This is a genomic window from Candidatus Protofrankia datiscae (genome assembly GCF_000177615.2).
GTDB classification, from domain to species: domain Bacteria; phylum Actinomycetota; class Actinomycetes; order Frankiales; family Frankiaceae; genus Protofrankia; species Protofrankia coriariae.
In genome coordinates this window covers 2,266,233-2,285,294 of the sequence record NC_015656.1, presented here as the reverse complement: position 1 = coordinate 2,285,294, position 19,062 = coordinate 2,266,233, and the positions used below count along the sequence as shown (strand labels likewise).

The following is a 19,062-nucleotide window of genomic DNA, read 5'->3' as shown; positions in this document are numbered from 1 at the left end:
TTGGGTCTGGCAGGTCTCCCCGTCCCTCTGCCGGTCAGGACTGTGTCGTGGGTTCGCAGAAGAAGTGGCCGGTCACCTTGACCGAGGCTGATCGTGACGAGTTGGTTCGGGTGACCTCGACGGGGGTTCATCCGGCGTCGATGATCCGGCGGGCGCGGGTCCTGCTCGCGTTGGACACCTCGGTCGGCCCGGTTGCCTCCCAAGAAGAACTCGTGGTCCGGGTCGGGGTCTCGGGTGAGACGCTGCGGCTGGTCGCGAAGCGGTTCACCGAGACCGGTGGGGATGTGGGGGCCACGATCGGTCGGAAGGCACGGGAGCTTCCCCCGGTGCCTTCCCCGGTGACCGGCGAGGTTGAGGCCAGACTGATCGCGCTGGCATGCTCGCAGCCACCGGCTGGTTATGCACGCTGGTCGCTGCGGCTGTTGGAAAAGCACGTCGCGCTGGTCGCCGACATCCCGGACCTGGACCATTCCACCATCGGCCGGGTCTTAAAAAAACGAGGTTGCGTCCTCATCTGAGGAAGTGCTGGACCATCCCACCGAGGGCGAACGCGCAGTTCGCCGCGCGGATGGAAGACGTTCTGGCGGTCTACGCCCGGCCCCACAACCCGGGCGTGCCCGTGGTGTGCATGGACGAGAAGCCCTACCAGCTGTTGGCCCACGCCCGCGACCCGATCCCCGCCACGCCAGGGCGTGACCGGCGCGAGGACTCCGAGTACGTGCGCCACGGAACCTGCTCGATCTTCTGCTGGGTCGAGCCACTCGCCGGCTGGCGCCGCGTCCAGGCCACCCCACGGCGCACCAGGATCGACTGGGCACACCACGTCAGGCGCCTGCTCACCCTCGACTACCCCGACGCCGAACGGGTCGTGCTGGTCATGGACAACCTCAACACCCACGACATCTCCTCGCTCTACGAGGCCTTCGACCCGGCCGTCGCGTTCGCACTCGCGCAACGACTCGAGATCCACCACACCCCCAAACACGGCTCCTGGCTCAACATCGCCGAAATCGAACTCGCCGCCCTGACCCGCCAATGCCTCGACCGCCGCATCGACACCCTCGACGTCCTGAACACCGAACTCGACGCCTGGCAGACAGCCGTCAACGCCAACCAGCGCCAAGTCAACTGGCACTTCACCACCGATGACGCCCGCACCAAACTCCGCCACCTATACCCCACACATTAGCGGCGACAGTCTACTAGTTCCCCGACCTGCTGATCCTGCGTGGCATCAACGTCCCAAGCTGGTCACTGAGCGTAGAACTGATCTTCTATCTCTCCTTCCCCCTGCTGTACTTCGGGATCACCCGCGTCAGACCGGAACGGCTGTGGTGGCTGTTCGGCGGTCTCGCGCTGGGAACCCTGGCCATCGGTGTCATCGCGCACACCGCGCTGCCCGGGCAGCCGCGGCTGCCGCTGCCGGGGATGCACATGTCGCTGTGGCAGAACTGGCTGGTCTACCCGTTCCCGCCATCGCGCCTGCTGGAGTTCAGCATCGGTATCGTCACCGCCCGGATCGTGCTCACCGGCCGGTGGATCAGGCTCAGCCTGCCCGTCGCGGGGCTGCTGCTGGCCGCCACGCTGACGCTCCAGCTGCTGATCCCGGTGACCGCGCTCACGACGGTCGCGCCCACGGTGGCGCCCACCGCGCTGGTGATCGCGGCCGCCGCGACCGCGGACCGGTCCGGCCGTGGCACGATCTTCGCCAACCGCGTCTGGACATGGCTGGGGGAGGTCTCCTTCGCCCTCTACATCGTGCACTACCCCACGTTGTACTTCCTGCAGGAGAGCATCGGCTTCGGCTCCGGCCACTCCGCCACCACGTCCTTCCCGATCTCCGCCCTGCTCCTGCTTCCCGCGCTGGTGGCGTCCTGGCTGCTCTACAGCCTGGTCGAACGTCCCCTGGTAGGCCGGTGGAGCAACCCCCGGTCGGCACGGCCCGACAAAATGCCGGCACAACGGCAGAATCCGGACGCAGCCACCGCGGAAACGGTCGCGGAAAAGCGCAGTGAGGACACACCTCACGTCATCCCCGAATACCGCGGAACCTGATGCCATAGTTTTCGGATGACACTGGAGGAAGCCGCATGACCACTGCTGGGAAAAGCCCCTCCCTGCCCCTGGATCCGGGCAGCGACGGCAGTCCGGCGCCGGAACTGGTCGCCTGGCTGCAGTCCAAGGAACTCGCCGAGGTGACGATGCCGAGCGGGCAGACGGCGCTCCTCGGCGTCACCCATGCGGATGCCAAGACGATCCTCTCCGACCCCCGGTTCAGCCGGCAGCTCGCCTATGCGGGCGCGCCGACGTTCTTCCCCGGCGAGGACGCCACCACGGCCGACCCGGACTTCCTGGCGAACATGCCGCCCGAGCGGCACCATCTGGTCCGCCGGCTCGTGTCCGGCTCGTTCACCGTGCGCCGGGTGAACGGCTGGCGCCCCACCGCGCAACGGATCGCCGACGAGCTCGTGGACGAACTGCTCGCCAGCGAGCAGCCCGTGGACTTCGTGGCCAGTTTCGCCTTCCAGTTCCCGATCCGGGTGATCTGCGAGATCATCGGCATCACCGGTGAGGATCAGAAGAGGTTCCGCACCTGGACGACGGCGACCTTCGCCGCCTCCGGCGCGGAGTTCATCGCCTACGTCCAGGACCTGCTCGCACGGCGCCGGGCGGAGCCGGGCAACGACCTCATCGACTCACTGATCGCGGCCCGCGACGGCGCGGACAGGCTCACCGAGCCGGAGCTCATCCGCATGGTGCTGGCGATGATCGTCGCCGGCCACGAGACCACCGCGTCCGCGATCGCCCGAGGTGTGCTGACGCTGCTGCGCGACCGCCGCCGCTACGAACGGCTGATCGCCGAACCGGAGCTGATCCCCTCCGTCGTGGAGGAGATCCTGCGGGTGAACCCGCCGATCGAGACGGCGCTGCTGCGGGTCGCCACCGAGGACGTGGAGCTCCCCTCGGGCCGGGTCGAGCGCGGGCAGGCGGTGCTGGCCAGCCTTGCCGGGGCCAACGTGGACTCCGCCGTGTTCGGTGAGCCGGACGAGTTCATCCTCGACCGCGATCCCATCGCCGCCCGCGACCACCTGTCCTTCGGCCACGGCCCGCACTTCTGCCTCGGCGCGGGAGTGGCACGTCTCGAGCTGGAGGTGGCGCTGTCCACCCTGACCACCCGGCTGCCGGGACTGACGCTGGAGCTCGACCCGACGCAGACGCCGAGTGTGAGCGACAACATGGTCCGGACGGTGGCGGAGCTGCCCGTACGGTGGTGAGCACATCGGCGGCGGGGCGGATTCTCCTGTCAGATATGGCCTTGTCAGGTATGGCCTCGGCCTGAGCCGCCGCTGACACTCACGGAGGAAAATCGGTGACGCGTATCCCGGCCGAGTCGGTGGCAGGCACATCGGCTCGGCCGGAGACGGGCACATCAGCTGAGCCGGTGGCGGGTACATCGGTTGAGCCGGTGGAGAGCACAGTAGCCGAACTGCTCGCCAACAGGGGTGCGTCAAGCCGCCTGCCGCTGGCGGAACCGGAACCGCTTCCCGGTACCGCGGCACTGGACATGCGCAATCTGGAAGCGTGTGACCCGGTGTCGGGACTGCGGGTGCCGGTCCGCCGCTATGCGCCCCGCGACCAGACATCCGCGTTGCCGGCGGTGCTCTACATTCATGGTGGCGGCTGGGTGATCGGCAGCATCGACATGGTACATTTTCTGGTCGCGCCGCTGGCCGTCAAGCTGGACGCGGTCGTGATTTCGGTGGGTTACCGGCTCGCGCCCGAGCATCCGTTCCCCGCCGCGTTCGACGACTGCCTTGCCGTCCTTCGCTGGATGGCCGCCGAATCGGCCGAGCTCGGCATCGATCCCGCCCGGATCGCGCTGAGCGGCGTAAGCGCGGGTGGGACGCTGGCCACCGGGGTGGCTCTCGCGGTACGCGACCACGGCGGCCCCGCGATCCGCCTGCTGCACCTGGTCACACCTTCGCTGGACGATCAGGCCGACACCGCCTCGATGCGCAGGCGGTGGGGGCCGCAGCACCTCAGTCCACGGCTGGCACGGGAATGCTGGGCCGCCTATCTGCGTGATGTCGCAGGCAACGTGCCGGCGGTCGCCGCCCCGGCCCGGGCGGATGACCTCGCCGGCCTGCCGCCCACCTTCATCGCGGTCGGTGAGCTCGACGCGGTCCGCGACGAGGCCCTGCTGTTCGCCTTCCGCCTGATCCAGGCCGGCGTCCCGGTCGAGCTGCACCACTATCCGGGCGCCACGCACGGCCTTGGCGGTGATGTCGGGCCGGGCCTGCGTCAGCGGATCACCGAAACCGTGCCGGCCGCCCTTCGAGAAGCGCTCTTCCAGGCCTGACCGCGCACCGGCGGCCCCGGGCCGGGAGAGGCACGGGGCTGTGGCTCAGCTGGCCGTGTCGGCTGTCACCGGGGTGGCCGGGACCGCCTCAACAGCCGCCGGCGCCCTGCCGCGGCCGGGGCCGAACCAGAACCCCAGGGACACCAGGATGCCGATGACCGCCGTCCCGGTGAGCCAGGTGAAGACCCGGGCGAAGTGGTCCACCTCACTGCCGGTGCCCTGGGTGAACGGCAGCAGGAACACGGCGATACCGATCAGGCCGCCGACGGTGAGGGCCACCTGCACGATCCCGGCGGTGACACCGGTGTCCTGCGGGTCGGCGCTGGAGAGGATGACGACGTTGAACGGGACGATGGCCAGGCCGACGCCGATCCCGATGATGATGATCTGTGGCAGTACTGAGGAAGCGTAGCCGGCGCCGTCGTCCACCCGGCTGAGCCAGGCCACGCCGGCCGTGACCACCGCGAGCCCCGCCACACCCCGGGCCTTGAGGCTGATCGAGCTGACCCACTTGGTGATTATCGAGGCGCTGAGCAGGATCGAGATGGCGAAGGGCAGCAGCGCGAGGCCGGTTCGCACCGGGCTCAGATCGAGCACGGCATGCAGGTACTGGGCCAGGAAGAACAGGAAACTGCCCAGCACCGCGGCCAGCAGCGTGAGGTTGAGAAAGCCGCCGAGCCGGTCCCGGTGGGCGAAGATCCGGCCCGGCAGCAGCGGCTCGGGGGAGCGGGAGTCCACCACCGGCAGGAGCGCGAACAGCACGACGGCGGCCACCAGCGGGACGATCGTCCCCGCGTCCCGCCAGCCCGTGTCGGCCGCGTGGACCAGGCTGTACACACCGGCGGTCAGCGCCGCGGTCGCCAGGGCCGCGCTGGGGATGCCCAGCGAACGCTGGCTGCGGACGGCGTCTCGGGTCCCGAGTACGCGCAGGGCGACGATAAAGATCAGCGCGGCTATCGGGACGTTCACCAGGATGCTCCATCGCCAGCTGCCGGCCGAGGTCAGCAGCCCGCCGAACACCATGCCGGAGGCTGAGCCGAGCGCGGTGACGGTGGAGTAGAGGCCGAACGCCCGCTGTCTGCGTTCCCCCTCGGACAGGATGGTCAGCAGCGCCAGCGCGCTGGGGCCGGCCAGCGCCGCCCCGGCTCCCTGCAGCACCCGGCCGACGAGCAGCACCTCGACGTTCTGGGCGAGACCGGCGACCAGCGAGGCGACGGCCACCAGGCCGATGCCGAAGAGGAACACCCGGCGGTAGCCGAACACGTCACCGAGCCGTCCGGTGACGAGGAGCAGCGCACCGAAGGCAAGATAGAACCCGTTGAGAATCCAGGAGCCGGTGGTGATGCTGGCGTCGAAGCGGGCCTGGATCTGCGGCAGCGCCACGTTCATGATCGTGCCGTCCAGCTGCAGCAGGTACTCGGCACCGACGATCGCGGCGAGCACGAGCCCCCACGCCCTGGGCGGACCACCACCCGTCGTGGTCGTGCTGGAACCGGTTTCGGTGCTCACGATGCCTCCTAGTGTCCTGAGTCGTTGATTCGCTGGCAGTAGGCGGCGAGGGTCTCGAGGATCTCGTCGGCGGTCTTGGCCCAGACGAACGGCTTCGGGTCCTTGTTCCAGGCGTTGATCCATCGGCGGATGTCGGCTTCGAGTTCGACGACCGAGCGGTGCGTCGATCGGCGCAGCTTGCGGGTGGTCAGCTCCGCGAACCAGCGCTCGACCAGGTTCATCCACGACGCCGAGGTCGGGGTGAAGTGCAGGTGGAAGCGGGGGTGGCGCAGCAGCCAGTTCTTCACCGCCGGGGTCTTGTGGGTGGCGTAGTTGTCCAGGACCAGGTGCAGGTCGTAGCCCTTCGGGACCGAGGAGTCGATCAGCTTGAGGAAGCGCAGGAACTCCTGGTGACGGTGCCGCCGGAAGGTCTGCGCGATCACCGACCCGGACGTCGGGTCGAGCGCGGCGAACAGGCTGGTCGTGCCATGGCGGACGTAGTCGTGGGTCATCCGCTGCGGGGTACCCGGCATCAGGGGCAGCACCGGTGCCGTGCGATCCAAAGCTTGCACCTGCGACTTTTCGTCGACGCAGAGCACGATCGCCTTCTCCGGCGGGTCGAGGTAGACCCCGACCACGTCACGGACCTTGTCCACGAACAGCGGGTCGGTGGACAGCTTCCACGTCTCGACCAGATGCGGCTTCAACCCGAACGCCCGCCACATCCGTGACACCGTCGACTGCGACAGCCCACTGGCCCTCGCCATCGACCGCGATGTCCAATGGGTATCGCCGTTCGGTGGCTTCTCCTCCAACGTCCTCGCGATCACCGCCTCGACCTGGGCGTCGGTGACCTTCCGAGGCGCTCCCGGACGTGCCTCGTCTGACAGGCCCTCCAGCCGGTCGACCGCGAACCGCTCCCGCCATTTCGCGACCGTTCCCCGGGTGATCCCGAGCTCGGCCGCGACCCCCGAGTTCGTCCCACCGTCCGCGCAGGCCAGCACGATCCGCGAGCGCAACGCCAGCGCCTGCGCGGTCTTCCGCCGTCGGGCCCAGCCCTCCAGCACCGCACGCTCAGCAGACGACAACTCGATGGGATCCGCGCTCGGGCCAGGCACCAGCCCATTCTATCTGCACACGAATCAACGACTCAGGACACTAGAGCAGGCGGGGATTATTTTGAGGGTGGCTCACCTTACGAGTTCGGCTTGATAATATGAGCCGGCCTCGACCTGTCAAGCCGGAGGTCTCCGATGAGGGAAGAGCCCATGAGGGAGCAGCCCGCTTCCACCGGAAGGGCACGCCGGGCGGACGCCCGGCGCAACCACGACGCAATCCTGCGGACGGCGCGCGAGGCCTTCGAGGCCAGGGGCTCCGCGGCGCCCCTGGAAGAGATCGCAGCCCGGGCGGGGGTTGCCATCGGCACCCTGTACGGGCATTTCCCCACCCGGGAGTCGTTGATCGAGGCCGCGACCAGGGACGGTCTCGCCGCTCTGATCGCGTTCGCCGACGAGGCGGCCGCGGCCGGCGAGCCGCTGTCCGCCCTGCGGGACTGGACGGCGCAGGCGGTGCGGTACTGCAGCACGTTCCGTGGGCTGATGGGGTTCCTGACCCGCAGTCGGCACGGCACGGGCGCCCTGTCCGGCTCGTGCACCGACATGCACCGGTGCGGTGCCGACCTGCTGCGCTCGGCGCAGGCCGCCGGGCGGGTACGGCCGGGCTTCACCGCCGAGGATCTGTTCGACGTCATCAGTGCCACGGCCTGGGTGCGGGAACGCTCGCCCGCCGGCCGGGACGGCAACGCCCGGATGCTGGAGCTGTTGCTGGGCGCTGCCGTCACGGACAGTTCCAGACAGACCACCCCGAATGATCCTGTTTCGATCCAAGGTTCGCTTTAGGGCCCTGCTGTCACAATCCATTCCGTCCGAGCCTCTTGGCTGGTGGAAGCGTGAGGGAGCGCGATTGTGTCGGTGGGGCCGCATGGGCATACGGCTGAGAACAGCGCCCGGGAACCGCGTCTTGGCGCACAGCCGGTGACCACCGGTCACCACCGGGGAGCATGACCGGTGATCCGACACGGATTCACTGTGTCATCTCGGCCCTCCGGGCCCTCCCGCACCGGGAGTTGTCCCGACGTCGTGCATCCGGCCGGACGCGAGCGTCCGGCCGGATGTTGTTGGCGACATTGAACGGATGCCAGAGCGGCATGAAGCATTGTCATGGAGCGGGTCGTCGCGCGGCCGGGTGAACTCCTGACGGCCGGCGGCACAGGCGGGGCGCGGGCGAGGTAGAGCTCGCCTCCCGCTGCCTGGCGAGGACCACGAGAACCCGTGCCGGCGGCCCACGCCCACCGCGTCGAAACCCCGCCCGGCACCGACCGGGCCGTACGCACAAAGCCACCGGACCGCCGCCGGGACTTCCAGGCCCAGCATTTCCGGACACAGAATTTCCGGGCACCGCGCTCCCCGCGAAAGCACGCTCCGGAAGAATTTCCACATATTTTGTCGACGGATAACTGACGAAACGGAGTTCTTATGCATTCCCGCAGGAATTTTCTCACCCTTTCGGTGGGCTCACTGGCCGCGTTCGGCCTGGGCTCAGGCCTGGTGGCCTGCGCGGAGGACTCCTCGCCGAGCGAGACCGGCGGGACGCCGAAGAGCGGCGGCAGCATCACCTTCGCCACCACCGCCGAGCCCGACAGCTGGGACCTGCACGTCTCGGTCTCCACCCTGTCGTCGTTGATCCTGCGCGACGTGTACGACTCGCTGGTGCACCAGAAGACGGACGGCACCTTCGAGCCGTGGCTGGCGAAATCCTGGGAGATCTCCGACGACGGCCTGAAGTACACGTTCCAGCTGCGTGACGACGTCACCTTCCACGACGGGACCCCGTTCAACGCCGAGGCGGTGAAGGCCAACTTCGACCACATCGTGGATCCGGCGACGAAGTCCAGGAACTCCAAGACCCTGCTCGGCCCCTACGACCGGACCGAGGTCACCGGCGACTTCAGCCTGATCGTGCACCTGAAGTCACCGCACTCGCCGCTGCTCGGCGCGCTGGCCAGCACGTATCTGGGCTTCCACTCCCCCGCCGTGCTGCGGGCCAATCCCGCCGACATCGCCTCGGGCGGCAAGTTCCTGGTGAGCACCGGGCCGTTCACGTCCTCGTCGCTCACCGCGGGGCAGAACGCCGTGTTCACCCGCCGTCCGGGCTACCGCTGGGCGCCGGCGTCGGCGCCGCACCCCGGGGAGGCATACCTCGACCAGTACGTCGTGCAGTTCCTCACCGACGACGCCGCCCGGGTCGGCGCGCTGACCTCGGGGCAGCTCGACGTGGCCGACCAGATCCCCGCCACCAGGATCGCGCAGCTGCGCGGCCAGCCGAACATCAAGCTGGTCAGCCGCGAGACCATCGGATCGCCGTTCACCTACTCGCTGAACGTCACCAAGGCCCCGTTCGACAACCGGGACGTGCGTGTCGCGTTCCAGTCCGCCGTCGACACCGAGGCGATCACGCAGGGCCTCTTCCAGGGCGTCTACAGCAGCGGTCGGTCCGCGCTGACCTCGTCCACCCCGGGCTACGACAAGTCGGTGGAGGGGATCTGGGGCTACGACAAGAACCGCGCGATCAGCCTGCTGGAGAAGGCCGGCTTCACCGCGACCGACGGCGAGGGCTACCGGACCCGCGACGGGCAGCGGCTGAGTGTGACGCTGGCCTATGCCGCCTCCTTCACCACCGAGGAGCAGCGCAACTTCCACACGGCGTTGAAGGACGCGCTCAAGCAGGTCGGTTTCGAACTCGTCCTGCGCCCGCTGGACACTCCGTCGATCGTGCAGGCGCTGGGCTCGGGCGACTACAACGTGGCGGCCGCCGCGCCGCCGTCGATCGACGGCTCGCTGCTGCGCTCCCTGTTCTACTCCAGCCAGCTGCCCGCCACCGGTGGGGCGAACGTCGCCCGGATCAGCGACCCGGAGATCGACGGCTGGCTGGACGAGGCGCTGCGCACGCGCGACGTGGCGGGCCAGAACGCGCTGTACGGCAAGGTGCAGCGCAAGGTCCTCACCGAGGCGTACGTACTGCCGACCTTCGTGTTGAAGCGCACCTACGGCACGCAGCAGCGGGTGCAGGGCTTCGCGCTGGGCGCGGGGAACCTGCCGACGCTGTCGGACGTCTGGGTGAGCTAGCCCTCGTGTAACCCTCGTGGCTGTCGGCCGTCCCGGGCTCCGTCCACGCGATCGAAGATCTGCTGGGAGGGGCCCGGGCATCGGCCGACGCTGGTCGACGACGAACTGCCCGACCTGGTCGGCACCGCCGTCCGGGAGCGGGAATGCCCGGCCGGCCGGCCGGTGGCCGTTCATGCTGATGCCGAGCGTGAGCATCCACAGGCTGACCGGCCTGACTCAAGGATCGCTTTAGAACCGGATGCCAGCATCCGTGCGGTACCTGCGGCGTGTCCCGCGAGAGACGGAGGAGCGAATGTCGTCAGATCTGGGTGGACGCGAACTGCACCTCAGCGTTCACCCGGTGGCAGCCGGGCACCATCCGGGCGCGTGGCGCTGGCCGGGCGCGGACCCGCTGGCGTTCTCCCGCATCGAGGGCTACCTCGAGGTGGCGCAGGTGGCCGAGCGTGGACGGCTCGACTCCATCTTCCTGGCGGACGTCCCGGGCCTGCACGCCGACATCGACGACTATCCGCAGCTCAACGGCCTCGAGCCGACGCTGATCCTGACCGCGATGGCGGTGGTCACCGAACGGATCGGGCTGGTCGGCACCGCCTCGACCACGTTCAACGAGCCGTTCAACATCGCCCGCCGGTTCCGGGCGCTGGACCTGATCAGCCACGGCCGGGCCGGCTGGAACGCGGTGACCACCTCGGGCCCCCGCGTCGCCGGCAACTTCGTCGCGGACGAGCCGAGCAGCCGCGCCCGCTACGCCAAGGCCGAGGAGTTCGTCGCGATCGTGCTCGACCTGTGGCGCAGCTGGGCGCCGGACGCGCTGGCCGCCGACGTGGCATCCGGGCTCTACGCCGACATGTCGAGGATCCGGCCGATCGACCACCACGGTGAGTTCTTCAGCGTGCGGGGGCCGCTGAGCCTCCCGCCGTCCGAGCAGGGCTACCCGGTGCTGTACCACGCGGGCGTCTCCGACGACGTGCGCACGCTGACCGCGCGCACCGGCGAGGCGATGTTCACGGCCGTGGTCGACATCGACACGGCCCGCGCCGAGCTGGACGTCGTGCGGTCCCGGGCGGTGGCCTTCGGCCGTCCGGCGGACGCGGTGCGCTTCCTGCCCGGGCTGGTCACCTCGGTTGGCGGCACCGAGCGGGAGGCCCTCGAACGACGCCAGGCCCTCGACGAGCTGTCCGGCACCCGCGGCGCGGTGCGCGGGCTGGCCGCGCAGCTCGGGCTGAACCCCGACGATCTGGAGCTGGACCGGCCGGTGCCACCCGCCCTGCGGGGCAGGCTGCACGCCGTCCGCGGCCATGCCCGCCCGGCCGCGCGCCGCGCCCTGGAGGGGCAGACGGTACGGGACATCATCCGGCGTGGCGGCGGTGGCGGCCACGTCGTGGCCGTGGGCGACCCCGAGCAGATCGCCGACCTGATCCAGACCTGGTTCACCGCCGGCGTCGTGGACGGGTTCACCCTCATGCCGGACGTCACCTTCGACGGCCTGCCGGCCTTCGTGGACCACGTCGTGCCGGTCCTGCGCCGCCGCGGCCTGTTCCGCTCGGAGTACCGGGGCAGGACGCTGCGCGAGCACTACGGGCTGCCGATCCCGGACGTCGCCACCCGCCGGCCGCTGGCGAAGGCCCTGTGATGGTCGCCCTCTCCCTCGCCGACCAGGGCCCGGTTTCCGCGCAGACCAGCCCGGCGCGGACCATCGGCCACTCGGTCGAGCTCGCCCAGCTGGCCGAGGAGCTCGGCTACACGAGGTTCTGGGTGGCCGAGCACCACGGGGTGCGCAACATGGCCTTCGCCGCCCCGGAGATCCTCATCGGCCACATCGCGGACCGCACCAGCCGGCTGCGGGTGGGCTCCGGCGGCATCATGCTGCCCAATCACACGCCGCTGCACGTCGCGGAGCAGTTCCGGACCCTCGAGGCGCTGCACCCGGGCCGGATCGACCTGGGTCTGGGCCGCTCCACCGGCACCGGTGACGACCCCACCCGCGACGCGCTGCTGCGCACCCCCGACGCGCTTGAGAAGTTCGGCGAGCATCTGCGGCAGCTGCTCGGCGTCGGCGGCCGGGTGCCGCTGGACCCGGACGACCCGTACCGGGAGCTCATCGCGTCACCGGCCGGTGTGCCGTTGCCGGCGGTGTTCCTGCTCGGCTCCAGCGTCAGCAGCGCCGAGCTCGCGGCGCGCGCCGGGCTGAGCTACGCGTTCCTCTGCGTCAACCAGGATCCGGACGTGGCCGTCCAGGCGCTGCGCCGCTATCGCGTGCTGTTCACCCCGGTGGCGGAGGGCGACCGGCCGCTGGCGATCCTGGCCACCCGGATCTGGGTCGGGGAGGACGACGAGCACGGGGAGGCACTGGCCGCCCCCGAACGGCTCGCCGTGCTCGACTACCTCAGCGGCGACCCGCGCCCGCTCGAGTCCGTCGAGCAGGCGCTGGCCCGCACCAGCCGGCTCACCGACGCCCAGCTCGTCGCCCGCGACAAGGTGGACCTGCGGGGGGACGTGGTGGGCGGCATCGACCGGGTCGCCGGCCGGCTCGCCGAACTCGTCGAGGCGAGCGGGGTGGACGAGGTGATGGCCATCTCCAACATCCACAACCCGGAGGACCGCCGGGAGTCCGTCCGGCGGCTGGCCGTGGCCGTCGGGCTGTGTCCGGCGCCGGTGAGCCGCTGAGCGAGCGAACCCCCTGGCCGGTGGACGCGGCGGCTCCACCGGCCAGGAGCACGGCGTGACGGGTGTGCCGTCCCAGCCGACCAAAAAATGTGATCAAGAAAATCGGAGCTCTCATCCATGCGCACTCGCAGGGACTCTCCTGCCCTCTGGGCGGCCTCCCCGGCCGCTGACCCGGTGAGCTGACACGTGTACGCTTCGTTGCCCCGGTTCCTGCTACGTCGGTTCCTCACCGGGATCCTGGTCCTGTGGGGCGCGGTGACGGTGACCTTCTTCGCGGTGAGCGCGGCCGGCGACCAGGTGGACGCGATCCTCGGCCCGCAGGCGGCGAACCTCCCGGGCCTGCGCGAGCGGGTCGCCGCGGAGTACGGGCTCGACCGACCGCTGCCAGTGCAGTACCTCGACCGCCTGGCATCGCTGGCCACCGGCGACTTCGGCCGCTCCTACCAGCGCAGCCAGCCGGTGACCAGGCTGCTTGGCAGCCAGATCCTGCCGACCCTTCAGCTGGCGCTGAGCGCGGCCCTGGTCGGCCTGCTGCTCGCGCTCATCGCCACCGTCATCACGGCGGGCCGGGGCCGGATCGTACGGACGGGCACGTCGGTGTTCGAGGTGCTCGCGGTGGCGGTCCCGCCGTTCTGGCTCGGCATCCTGCTGCTGTCGCTCTTCTCGTTCAACCTGCGCTGGTTCCCCGCCTTCGGCTCCCACGGCGTGTCCGGCCTGGTGCTGCCCACGCTGGCGCTGGCGATCCCGATCTCCGGTGTCCTCGCGCAGGTGATGCGCCAGGAGCTCGAGCTGGTCGAGGGCAGGCCGTTCGTGCTCAGTGCCCGTGCCCGCGGCCAGAGCCGGCTCGGCCTGCTGCTGCGGCACACCCTGCGGCACGCGCTGCTGCCGGCCACGACGATGTCCGCCTGGGTGCTCGGCACGCTCGTCGGCGGCGCCGTGCTGGTGGAGAAGGTCTTCTCCCGGCCCGGTCTCGGCACCGTGCTGGTGAACGCCGTGCAGCACCGTGACACGCCGGTGGTGTCGGCCGTGGTGATCCTGGCCGCGCTCATCTTCGTCGTGGCCAACACCCTGGCCGACACGCTCTACCCGGTGATCGACGCGCGGCTGCGGGAAGCAGGCCGGGCATGAACGCGACGACAGCGGCCTTCGGTGCGGCCCGGCCCCGGTGGCGGGCCACCCGCGGCTCGCACATACTGCTCGCGATCAGCGCGCTGGCCGTGGCCCTGATCGTCGCGTTGCTGCTGTTCCCCGGTGTCTTCGCGCCCTACGCGCCGGACACCAACGACGTGCGGCACACCTTCTCCCCACCGAGTTCGGCGCACTACCTCGGCACCGACCAGCTCGGCCGGGACGTCTTCTCGCGGCTGGTCTACGGCGCCCGGTACTCGGTGACCACCGGCCTGGTGGCCACCGCGATCGCGGTCGTGGCGGGCTCGCTGGTCGGCCTGAGCGCGGCGGCCGGCAGCCGGCTGGCCGATGCGCTGATCATGCGGCTGACCGACGTCTGGATGGCGTTCCCCGAGGTGCTGCTGGCGCTGCTGGTCATCGCGCTCATCGGGACGGGCTCGACGCAGATCGCGGTGGCGATCGGGGTGGCCGCCGTGCCGTACTACGGCCGTCTCGTGCGTGGGCAGGCACTCGCCGTGACAAAAGCCGAATACGTCGAGGCGGCGAAGATCCTGGGCGTACCCGCGTGGCGGTACGTGCTGCGCCACGTGCTGCCCAACGTGGGCGGGCCGGTCGTGGTGCTCGCCTCGCTGGGGACCGGGAGCGCCATCGCCGCGGCGGCGGGGCTGAGCCTGCTCGGTCTCGGCCCATTACCACCGACTCCGGAATGGGGCGTGATGCTCGCCGAGGGACAGACCTATCTGGCGAACGCCTGGTGGATCGCGGTGTTCCCGGGGCTGGCCATCGTCGTGGTCGTCCTCGTCTCCACCACGCTCGGCCGCAGCCTGCAGGCAAGGAGCCTGCGGTGAGCGGCCGGCGGGCGGGGAGCCCGCTGCGGACCAGCCGGCAGGCAGGGGGCCTGCGGTGACCCTGGTCGAGGTTGCCGGGCTGGAGGTTTCCTTCGGCCACGAGCCCCCCGTGGTACGCGACATCTCGTTCACCATCGAGGACGGTGAGTGCCTGGCACTGGTCGGGGAGTCCGGCTCGGGCAAGAGCGTCACCGCCCGGACGCTGCTCGGCCTGGCCGGCGAACGCGCCCGGGTCCGGGCGCGTACCCTGCGCGTCGGCGGCGCCGACGTCAGGAGCTTCTCCCAGCGTGACTGGCAGCGGCTGCGCGGCAAGTCGGTCGGCATGGTGCTGCAGGACGCGCTGGTGTCCCTGGATCCGCTGCGCCGGATCGAGGACGAGGTGGCCGAGTCCATCCGGCTGCACCAGCGGGACAGTACCCGTCCCGAGCGGCACCAGCGTGTCCTGGAGGTGCTCGCCGAGGTCGGCGTCCCAGAGCCGGAGCTGCGCAGTCAGCAGTACCCCCACCAGCTCTCCGGCGGGCTGCGCCAGCGCGCCCTGATCGCCTCCGCCGTGGCGACACGGCCCGATCTGGTCATCGCGGACGAGCCGACCACGGCGCTGGACGTGATCGTGCAGCACCAGATCCTGCAGCTACTCGAAGAGATCAAGGAGCAGGGCCGGGGTCTGCTGCTGATCAGCCACGACCTGGCGGTGGTCGCGAGGCTGGCCGACCGGATCGCGGTGATGCTCGACGGCCACATCGTCGAGACCGGGCCCACCGAGCGCATCGTGGGCAGCCCCGAGCATCCCTACACCAGGTCGCTGCTGGACATCGCCCGTGGCCGGCGCGCGCAGCGCCCGCCCCACACCGGCGGGCAGACCCTGCTCGACGTCGACGCGGTGACCAAGAACTTCGGCGAACGCCGTGCCGTGGCCGGGGTGTCACTGACCCTGCGGGCGGGCGAGACGGTGGGCCTGGTCGGCGAGTCCGGCTCCGGCAAGAGCACGCTGGCACGGATGGTGATGGGTCTGACCGAACCCGACGAGGGGCGGATTCTCCTGCGCGGGCAGCCCTGGTCGGGCACGCCGGAACGTGCCAGGCGGGTGCAGCGGCAGCACATCCAGCTGATCCAGCAGGATCCGCAGGCGGCGTTCGACCCCCGCCACACCGTCGGGCGCATCATCGCCGAGGCACTGCCCGGTCAGCGCGGCGCCCGCCGCCGGGCCCAGATCACCGAACTGCTGGCCACGGTCGGGCTCGACGCGCACTTCGCCCGCCGCCGTCCGCACCAGCTCTCCGGCGGGCAACGGCAGCGGGTGGCGATCGCCCGGGCGATCGCCCCGCAACCCGAGGTACTGATCTGTGACGAGCCGGTCTCCGCGCTGGACGTGTCGGTGCAGGCCCAGGTGTTGGACCTGCTGTCCGAGCTGCAGCAGCGCCTGGGCATCGCTCTGCTGTTCATCACCCACGACCTCACCGTCGTGGAGCAGATCAGCGACCGTCTACTGATCATGAACAACGGCGAGGTCGTGGAGGAGGGGCCCACCACGGCCGTGTTCGACAACCCGCAACATCCTTACACCAACGCGCTGCTGCAGGCCGCCCCGCGCCTGCCCCTGCTGCCGACCACCGTCGCGCACGGCACAGCTCCCGAACCACGCACGGCCACCGACAGCTACCAAAAAGTACCGACAGTCACCGACGGCTAGCAACAGGGACTGACAAGGCCGTCCTGGGCGCGGCCAGGCCCGTCCGGGACGCAGCCCCCGCACCCGGAATGACGAACCGCGGGTCGATCCGCTCCCAACAGAACCGCGCCTGCTCCGAAGTGGAGCGGACGGCCGGCTGTCCTCCGGCACAGACGACTGTCCTCCGGCACGGACGGCTGCCCGCCCGGGCGACCAGTCGTGGCCGGCGGCCTCGCGTCCGGGCTGGGACAGCGCTCTCCCCCGGGCCGGCGGCGGCCTGGAAAGGAAACCGCCGGCCCGGCGGGAGGCGGATCCCGTCAGCCGAGGATCGCCAGGGCCTCGTTGAAGGTTGCCGACGGGCGCAGGACCGCTGCGGCCCTGGCCGGGTCCGGCTGGTAGTAGCCACCGATGTCGACCGGCGAGCCCTGGACCCCGATCAGCTCGTCGACGATGGTCCGCTCCTGCGCGGTGAGCGTCTTGGCGAGGCCGGCGAACGCGTCCGCGAGCTGCGTGTCGTCGGTCTGCGCGGCCAGCTCCTGCGCCCAGTAGAGGGCCAGGTAGAAGTGGCTGCCGCGGTTGTCGAGGCCACCGAGGCGCCGGCTGGGCGACCTGTCCTCGTTGAGGAAGGTGGCGGTCGCCCGGTCGAGGGTGTCGGCGAGCACCTTGGCGCGCGTGTTGCCCGTCGTCTGCGCGAAGTGCTCGAAGCTGACCGCCAGCGCGAGGAACTCGCCCAGGCTGTCCCAGCGCAGGTAGTTCTCCTTGAGCAGCTGCTGGACGTGCTTGGGCGCGGACCCGCCGGCGCCGGTCTCGAACAGACCGCCACCGTTGATCAGCGGGACGACCGAGAGCATCTTGGCGCTGGTGCCGAGCTCCAGGATCGGGAACAGGTCGGTGAGGTAGTCACGCAGCACGTTGCCGGTGACCGAGATCGTGTTCTCGCCGCGGCGGATCCGCTCCAGGGAGAACGCGATCGCCTCGACCGGCGACCTGATCTCGATCTGGAGACCCTCGGTGTCGTGCTCGGGCAGGTACGCCCTGACCTTCTCGATCAGTGTCGCGTCGTGCGCGCGGCCGGGGTCGAGCCAGAACACCGCCGGGTCGCCGGTGGCCCGGGCGCGGGTGACGGCGAGCTTCACCCAGTCCCTGATCGGCGCGTCCTTGGTCTGGCAGGCACGGAAGATGTCACCGGCGGCGACCGGCTGCTCAAGCACCACGGTGCCGGCCTCGTCGACGAGGCGCACCGTGCCCGCGGTGGGGATCTCGAAGGTCTTGTCGTGGCTGCCGTACTCCTCGGCCGCCTGCGCCATCAGGCCGACGTTGGGCACCGAGCCCATCGTGGTCGGGTCGAAGGCGCCGTGCGCGCGGCAGTCGTCGATGACGACCTGGTAGATGCCGGCGTAGCTGCTGTCGGGCAGGACGGCGAGGGTGTCCGCCTCCTGGCCGTCCGGGCCCCACATGTGGCCGGAAGTACGGATCATCGCCGGCATGGAGGCGTCGACGATGACGTCGCTGGGCACGTGCAGGTTGGTGATGCCGCGGTCGGAGTCGACCGCGGCCAGCGCGGGGCCGTCGGCCAGCTCGGCCTCGAAGGACGCCCTGATCGCCGCGCCGTCGGGCAGCGCGTCCAGGCCCCTCAGGATGGCGCCGAGCCCGTCGTTGGGGCTCAGGCCCGCCGCGGCCAGCGTCTCACCGTAGGTGGCGAAGGTCTTCGGGAAGAACGCCCGCACCACGTGGCCGAAGATGATCGGGTCGGAGACCTTCATCATCGTGGCCTTCAGGTGCACCGAGAACAGCACACCCTCGGCCTTGGCCCGGGCGATCTGCGCGGTGAGGAACTCCCGCAGCGCGGCCACCCGCAGCACGGCGGCGTCCACGACCTCGCCGGCGAGCACCGGCAGGGCAGCGCGCAGCACGGTGGTGCTCCCGTCGGCGCCGGCCAGCTCGATGCGCAGCGAGCCGTCCGTGGCGATGACCGCCGACTTCTCGGTGGCGCGAAAGTCGTCGGCGTCCAGGGTGGCGACGTTCGTCTTCGACTCGGGGCTCCAGGCGCCCATCCGGTGCGGGTGCGTCCTGGCGTAGCTCTTCACCGACGCGGGGGCGCGCCGGTCGGAGTTGCCCTCGCGCAGCACCGGGTTGACGGCACTGCCCTTGATCTTGTCGTACCGGGCGCGGACCTCCCGCTCCTCGTCGGTGCGCGAGTCGTCCGGGTAGTCCGGCAGCGCGTAGCCCTTCTGCTGCAGCTCGGCGATCGCCGCCTTCAGCTGCGGGATCGACGCCGAGATGTTCGGCAGTTTGATGATGTTCGCCTCGGGGCGGCGGGCCAGCTCACCAAGCTCGGCGAGCGCGTCGTCGACGCGCTGGTCCGCGGTGAGACGTTCGGGGAAGCTGGCGATGATCCGCCCGGCCAGGGAGATGTCACGGCTTTCGACGCTGACACCGGCCGTGCGGGCGTACGCCTGGACCACGGGCAGGAGCGAGTACGTCGCCAGGGCCGGGGCCTCGTCAGTGTGCGTGTAGATGATGGTCGAATCAGTCACCGATGCTCCGCTTCACGTCTGCTTCGTATCGTTATCAAGGTTATGTCTTGATCTTCTCCGCTACCTTGATTGCGAGCAGGCATGTGGCGGCAGCCGTTGACGGGTGGCCAGGCCAGCGCCCGCGGCACCCGTCCCCGCAGCTGCCTGCCGAGCCGGTAGGTCGGCGGGTAGGTCGCTGTCC

Annotated in this window: 15 protein-coding genes; 12 read left to right on the top strand and 3 right to left on the bottom strand. The window is 70.3% G+C overall.

What is annotated here, in order from left to right; all coding sequences use genetic code 11:
• Positions 1-47: 47 nt before the first annotated feature.
• The 5 genes from FSYMDG_RS28235 to FSYMDG_RS09400 all read left to right on the top strand — a co-directional run bounded on the left by FSYMDG_RS28235 (position 48) and on the right by FSYMDG_RS09400 (position 4,360).
• The gene (locus tag FSYMDG_RS28235; RefSeq protein ID WP_043602714.1) at positions 48-518 is read left to right on the top strand and encodes a helix-turn-helix domain-containing protein; all 471 of its coding nucleotides are present in this window, start codon (positions 48-50) and stop codon (positions 516-518) included.
• Positions 503-1,189 carry an IS630 family transposase gene (locus tag FSYMDG_RS28230; protein ID WP_237702726.1) on the top strand — a complete coding sequence of 229 codons (687 nt, stop codon included), beginning with the start codon at positions 503-505 and terminating at the stop codon, positions 1,187-1,189. The genes FSYMDG_RS28235 and FSYMDG_RS28230 overlap by 16 nt, the downstream gene beginning before the upstream one ends.
• Positions 1,190-1,215: 26 nt before the next feature.
• A complete protein-coding gene (locus FSYMDG_RS09410) occupies positions 1,216-2,055 on the top strand; it encodes an acyltransferase family protein (RefSeq protein ID WP_083828215.1) in 840 nt (279 codons plus the stop codon).
• A 35-nt stretch (positions 2,056-2,090) separates the two neighbouring features.
• Positions 2,091-3,275, top strand: coding sequence for a cytochrome P450 (locus tag FSYMDG_RS09405; RefSeq protein ID WP_013873312.1), 1,185 nt, complete (start codon positions 2,091-2,093; stop codon positions 3,273-3,275).
• Between the two features lie 191 nt (positions 3,276-3,466).
• Positions 3,467-4,360 (top strand): alpha/beta hydrolase, encoded by an 894-nt coding sequence (locus FSYMDG_RS09400; protein ID WP_085948548.1) that lies wholly within the window; start codon positions 3,467-3,469, stop codon positions 4,358-4,360.
• Positions 4,361-4,405: 45 nt separating this feature from the next.
• Here FSYMDG_RS09400 and FSYMDG_RS09395 read toward each other — a convergent pair whose 3' ends face one another.
• Together FSYMDG_RS09395 and FSYMDG_RS09390 are read right to left on the bottom strand one after the other, a co-directional pair.
• Positions 4,406-5,869, bottom strand: coding sequence for an MFS transporter (locus FSYMDG_RS09395; protein ID WP_013873310.1), 1,464 nt, complete (start codon positions 5,867-5,869; stop codon positions 4,406-4,408).
• 8 nt (positions 5,870-5,877) lie between these two features.
• The gene (locus FSYMDG_RS09390; RefSeq protein ID WP_013871712.1) at positions 5,878-6,966 is read right to left on the bottom strand and encodes an IS630 family transposase; all 1,089 of its coding nucleotides are present in this window, start codon (positions 6,964-6,966) and stop codon (positions 5,878-5,880) included.
• 150 nt (positions 6,967-7,116) lie between these two features.
• On the opposite strand from FSYMDG_RS09390, the gene FSYMDG_RS09385 reads away from it, so the two are divergent.
• From FSYMDG_RS09385 to FSYMDG_RS09355, 7 genes are all read left to right on the top strand, one after another.
• Positions 7,117-7,746 carry a TetR/AcrR family transcriptional regulator gene (locus tag FSYMDG_RS09385; RefSeq protein WP_202797687.1) on the top strand — a complete coding sequence of 210 codons (630 nt, stop codon included), beginning with the start codon at positions 7,117-7,119 and terminating at the stop codon, positions 7,744-7,746.
• Between the two features lie 636 nt (positions 7,747-8,382).
• Positions 8,383-10,032 (top strand): ABC transporter substrate-binding protein, encoded by a 1,650-nt coding sequence (locus FSYMDG_RS09380; RefSeq protein ID WP_013873308.1) that lies wholly within the window; start codon positions 8,383-8,385, stop codon positions 10,030-10,032.
• Between the two features lie 292 nt (positions 10,033-10,324).
• Positions 10,325-11,665: an NtaA/DmoA family FMN-dependent monooxygenase gene (locus FSYMDG_RS09375; protein ID WP_013873307.1), complete on the top strand. Its 1,341-nt coding sequence runs from the start codon at positions 10,325-10,327 to the stop codon at positions 11,663-11,665.
• Positions 11,665-12,699 carry an LLM class flavin-dependent oxidoreductase gene (locus tag FSYMDG_RS09370; protein ID WP_013873306.1) on the top strand — a complete coding sequence of 345 codons (1,035 nt, stop codon included), beginning with the start codon at positions 11,665-11,667 and terminating at the stop codon, positions 12,697-12,699. Before FSYMDG_RS09375 ends, FSYMDG_RS09370 begins: the two co-directional genes overlap by 1 nt.
• Before the next feature lie 186 nt (positions 12,700-12,885).
• Positions 12,886-13,827 (top strand): ABC transporter permease, encoded by a 942-nt coding sequence (locus FSYMDG_RS09365; RefSeq protein ID WP_013873305.1) that lies wholly within the window; start codon positions 12,886-12,888, stop codon positions 13,825-13,827.
• Entirely contained in the window at positions 13,824-14,675 is an 852-nt protein-coding gene (locus tag FSYMDG_RS09360) for an ABC transporter permease (protein ID WP_013873304.1), read from the top strand. The genes FSYMDG_RS09365 and FSYMDG_RS09360 overlap by 4 nt, the downstream gene beginning before the upstream one ends.
• Before the next feature lie 55 nt (positions 14,676-14,730).
• A complete protein-coding gene (locus tag FSYMDG_RS09355) occupies positions 14,731-16,365 on the top strand; it encodes a dipeptide ABC transporter ATP-binding protein (protein WP_013873303.1) in 1,635 nt (544 codons plus the stop codon).
• A gap of 296 nt (positions 16,366-16,661) precedes the next feature.
• Here the strand turns inward: FSYMDG_RS09355 and FSYMDG_RS09350 are convergent, their stop codons facing one another.
• Positions 16,662-18,881: an NADP-dependent isocitrate dehydrogenase gene (locus FSYMDG_RS09350; RefSeq protein WP_013873302.1), complete on the bottom strand. Its 2,220-nt coding sequence runs from the start codon at positions 18,879-18,881 to the stop codon at positions 16,662-16,664.
• Positions 18,882-19,062 lie beyond the last annotated feature (181 nt).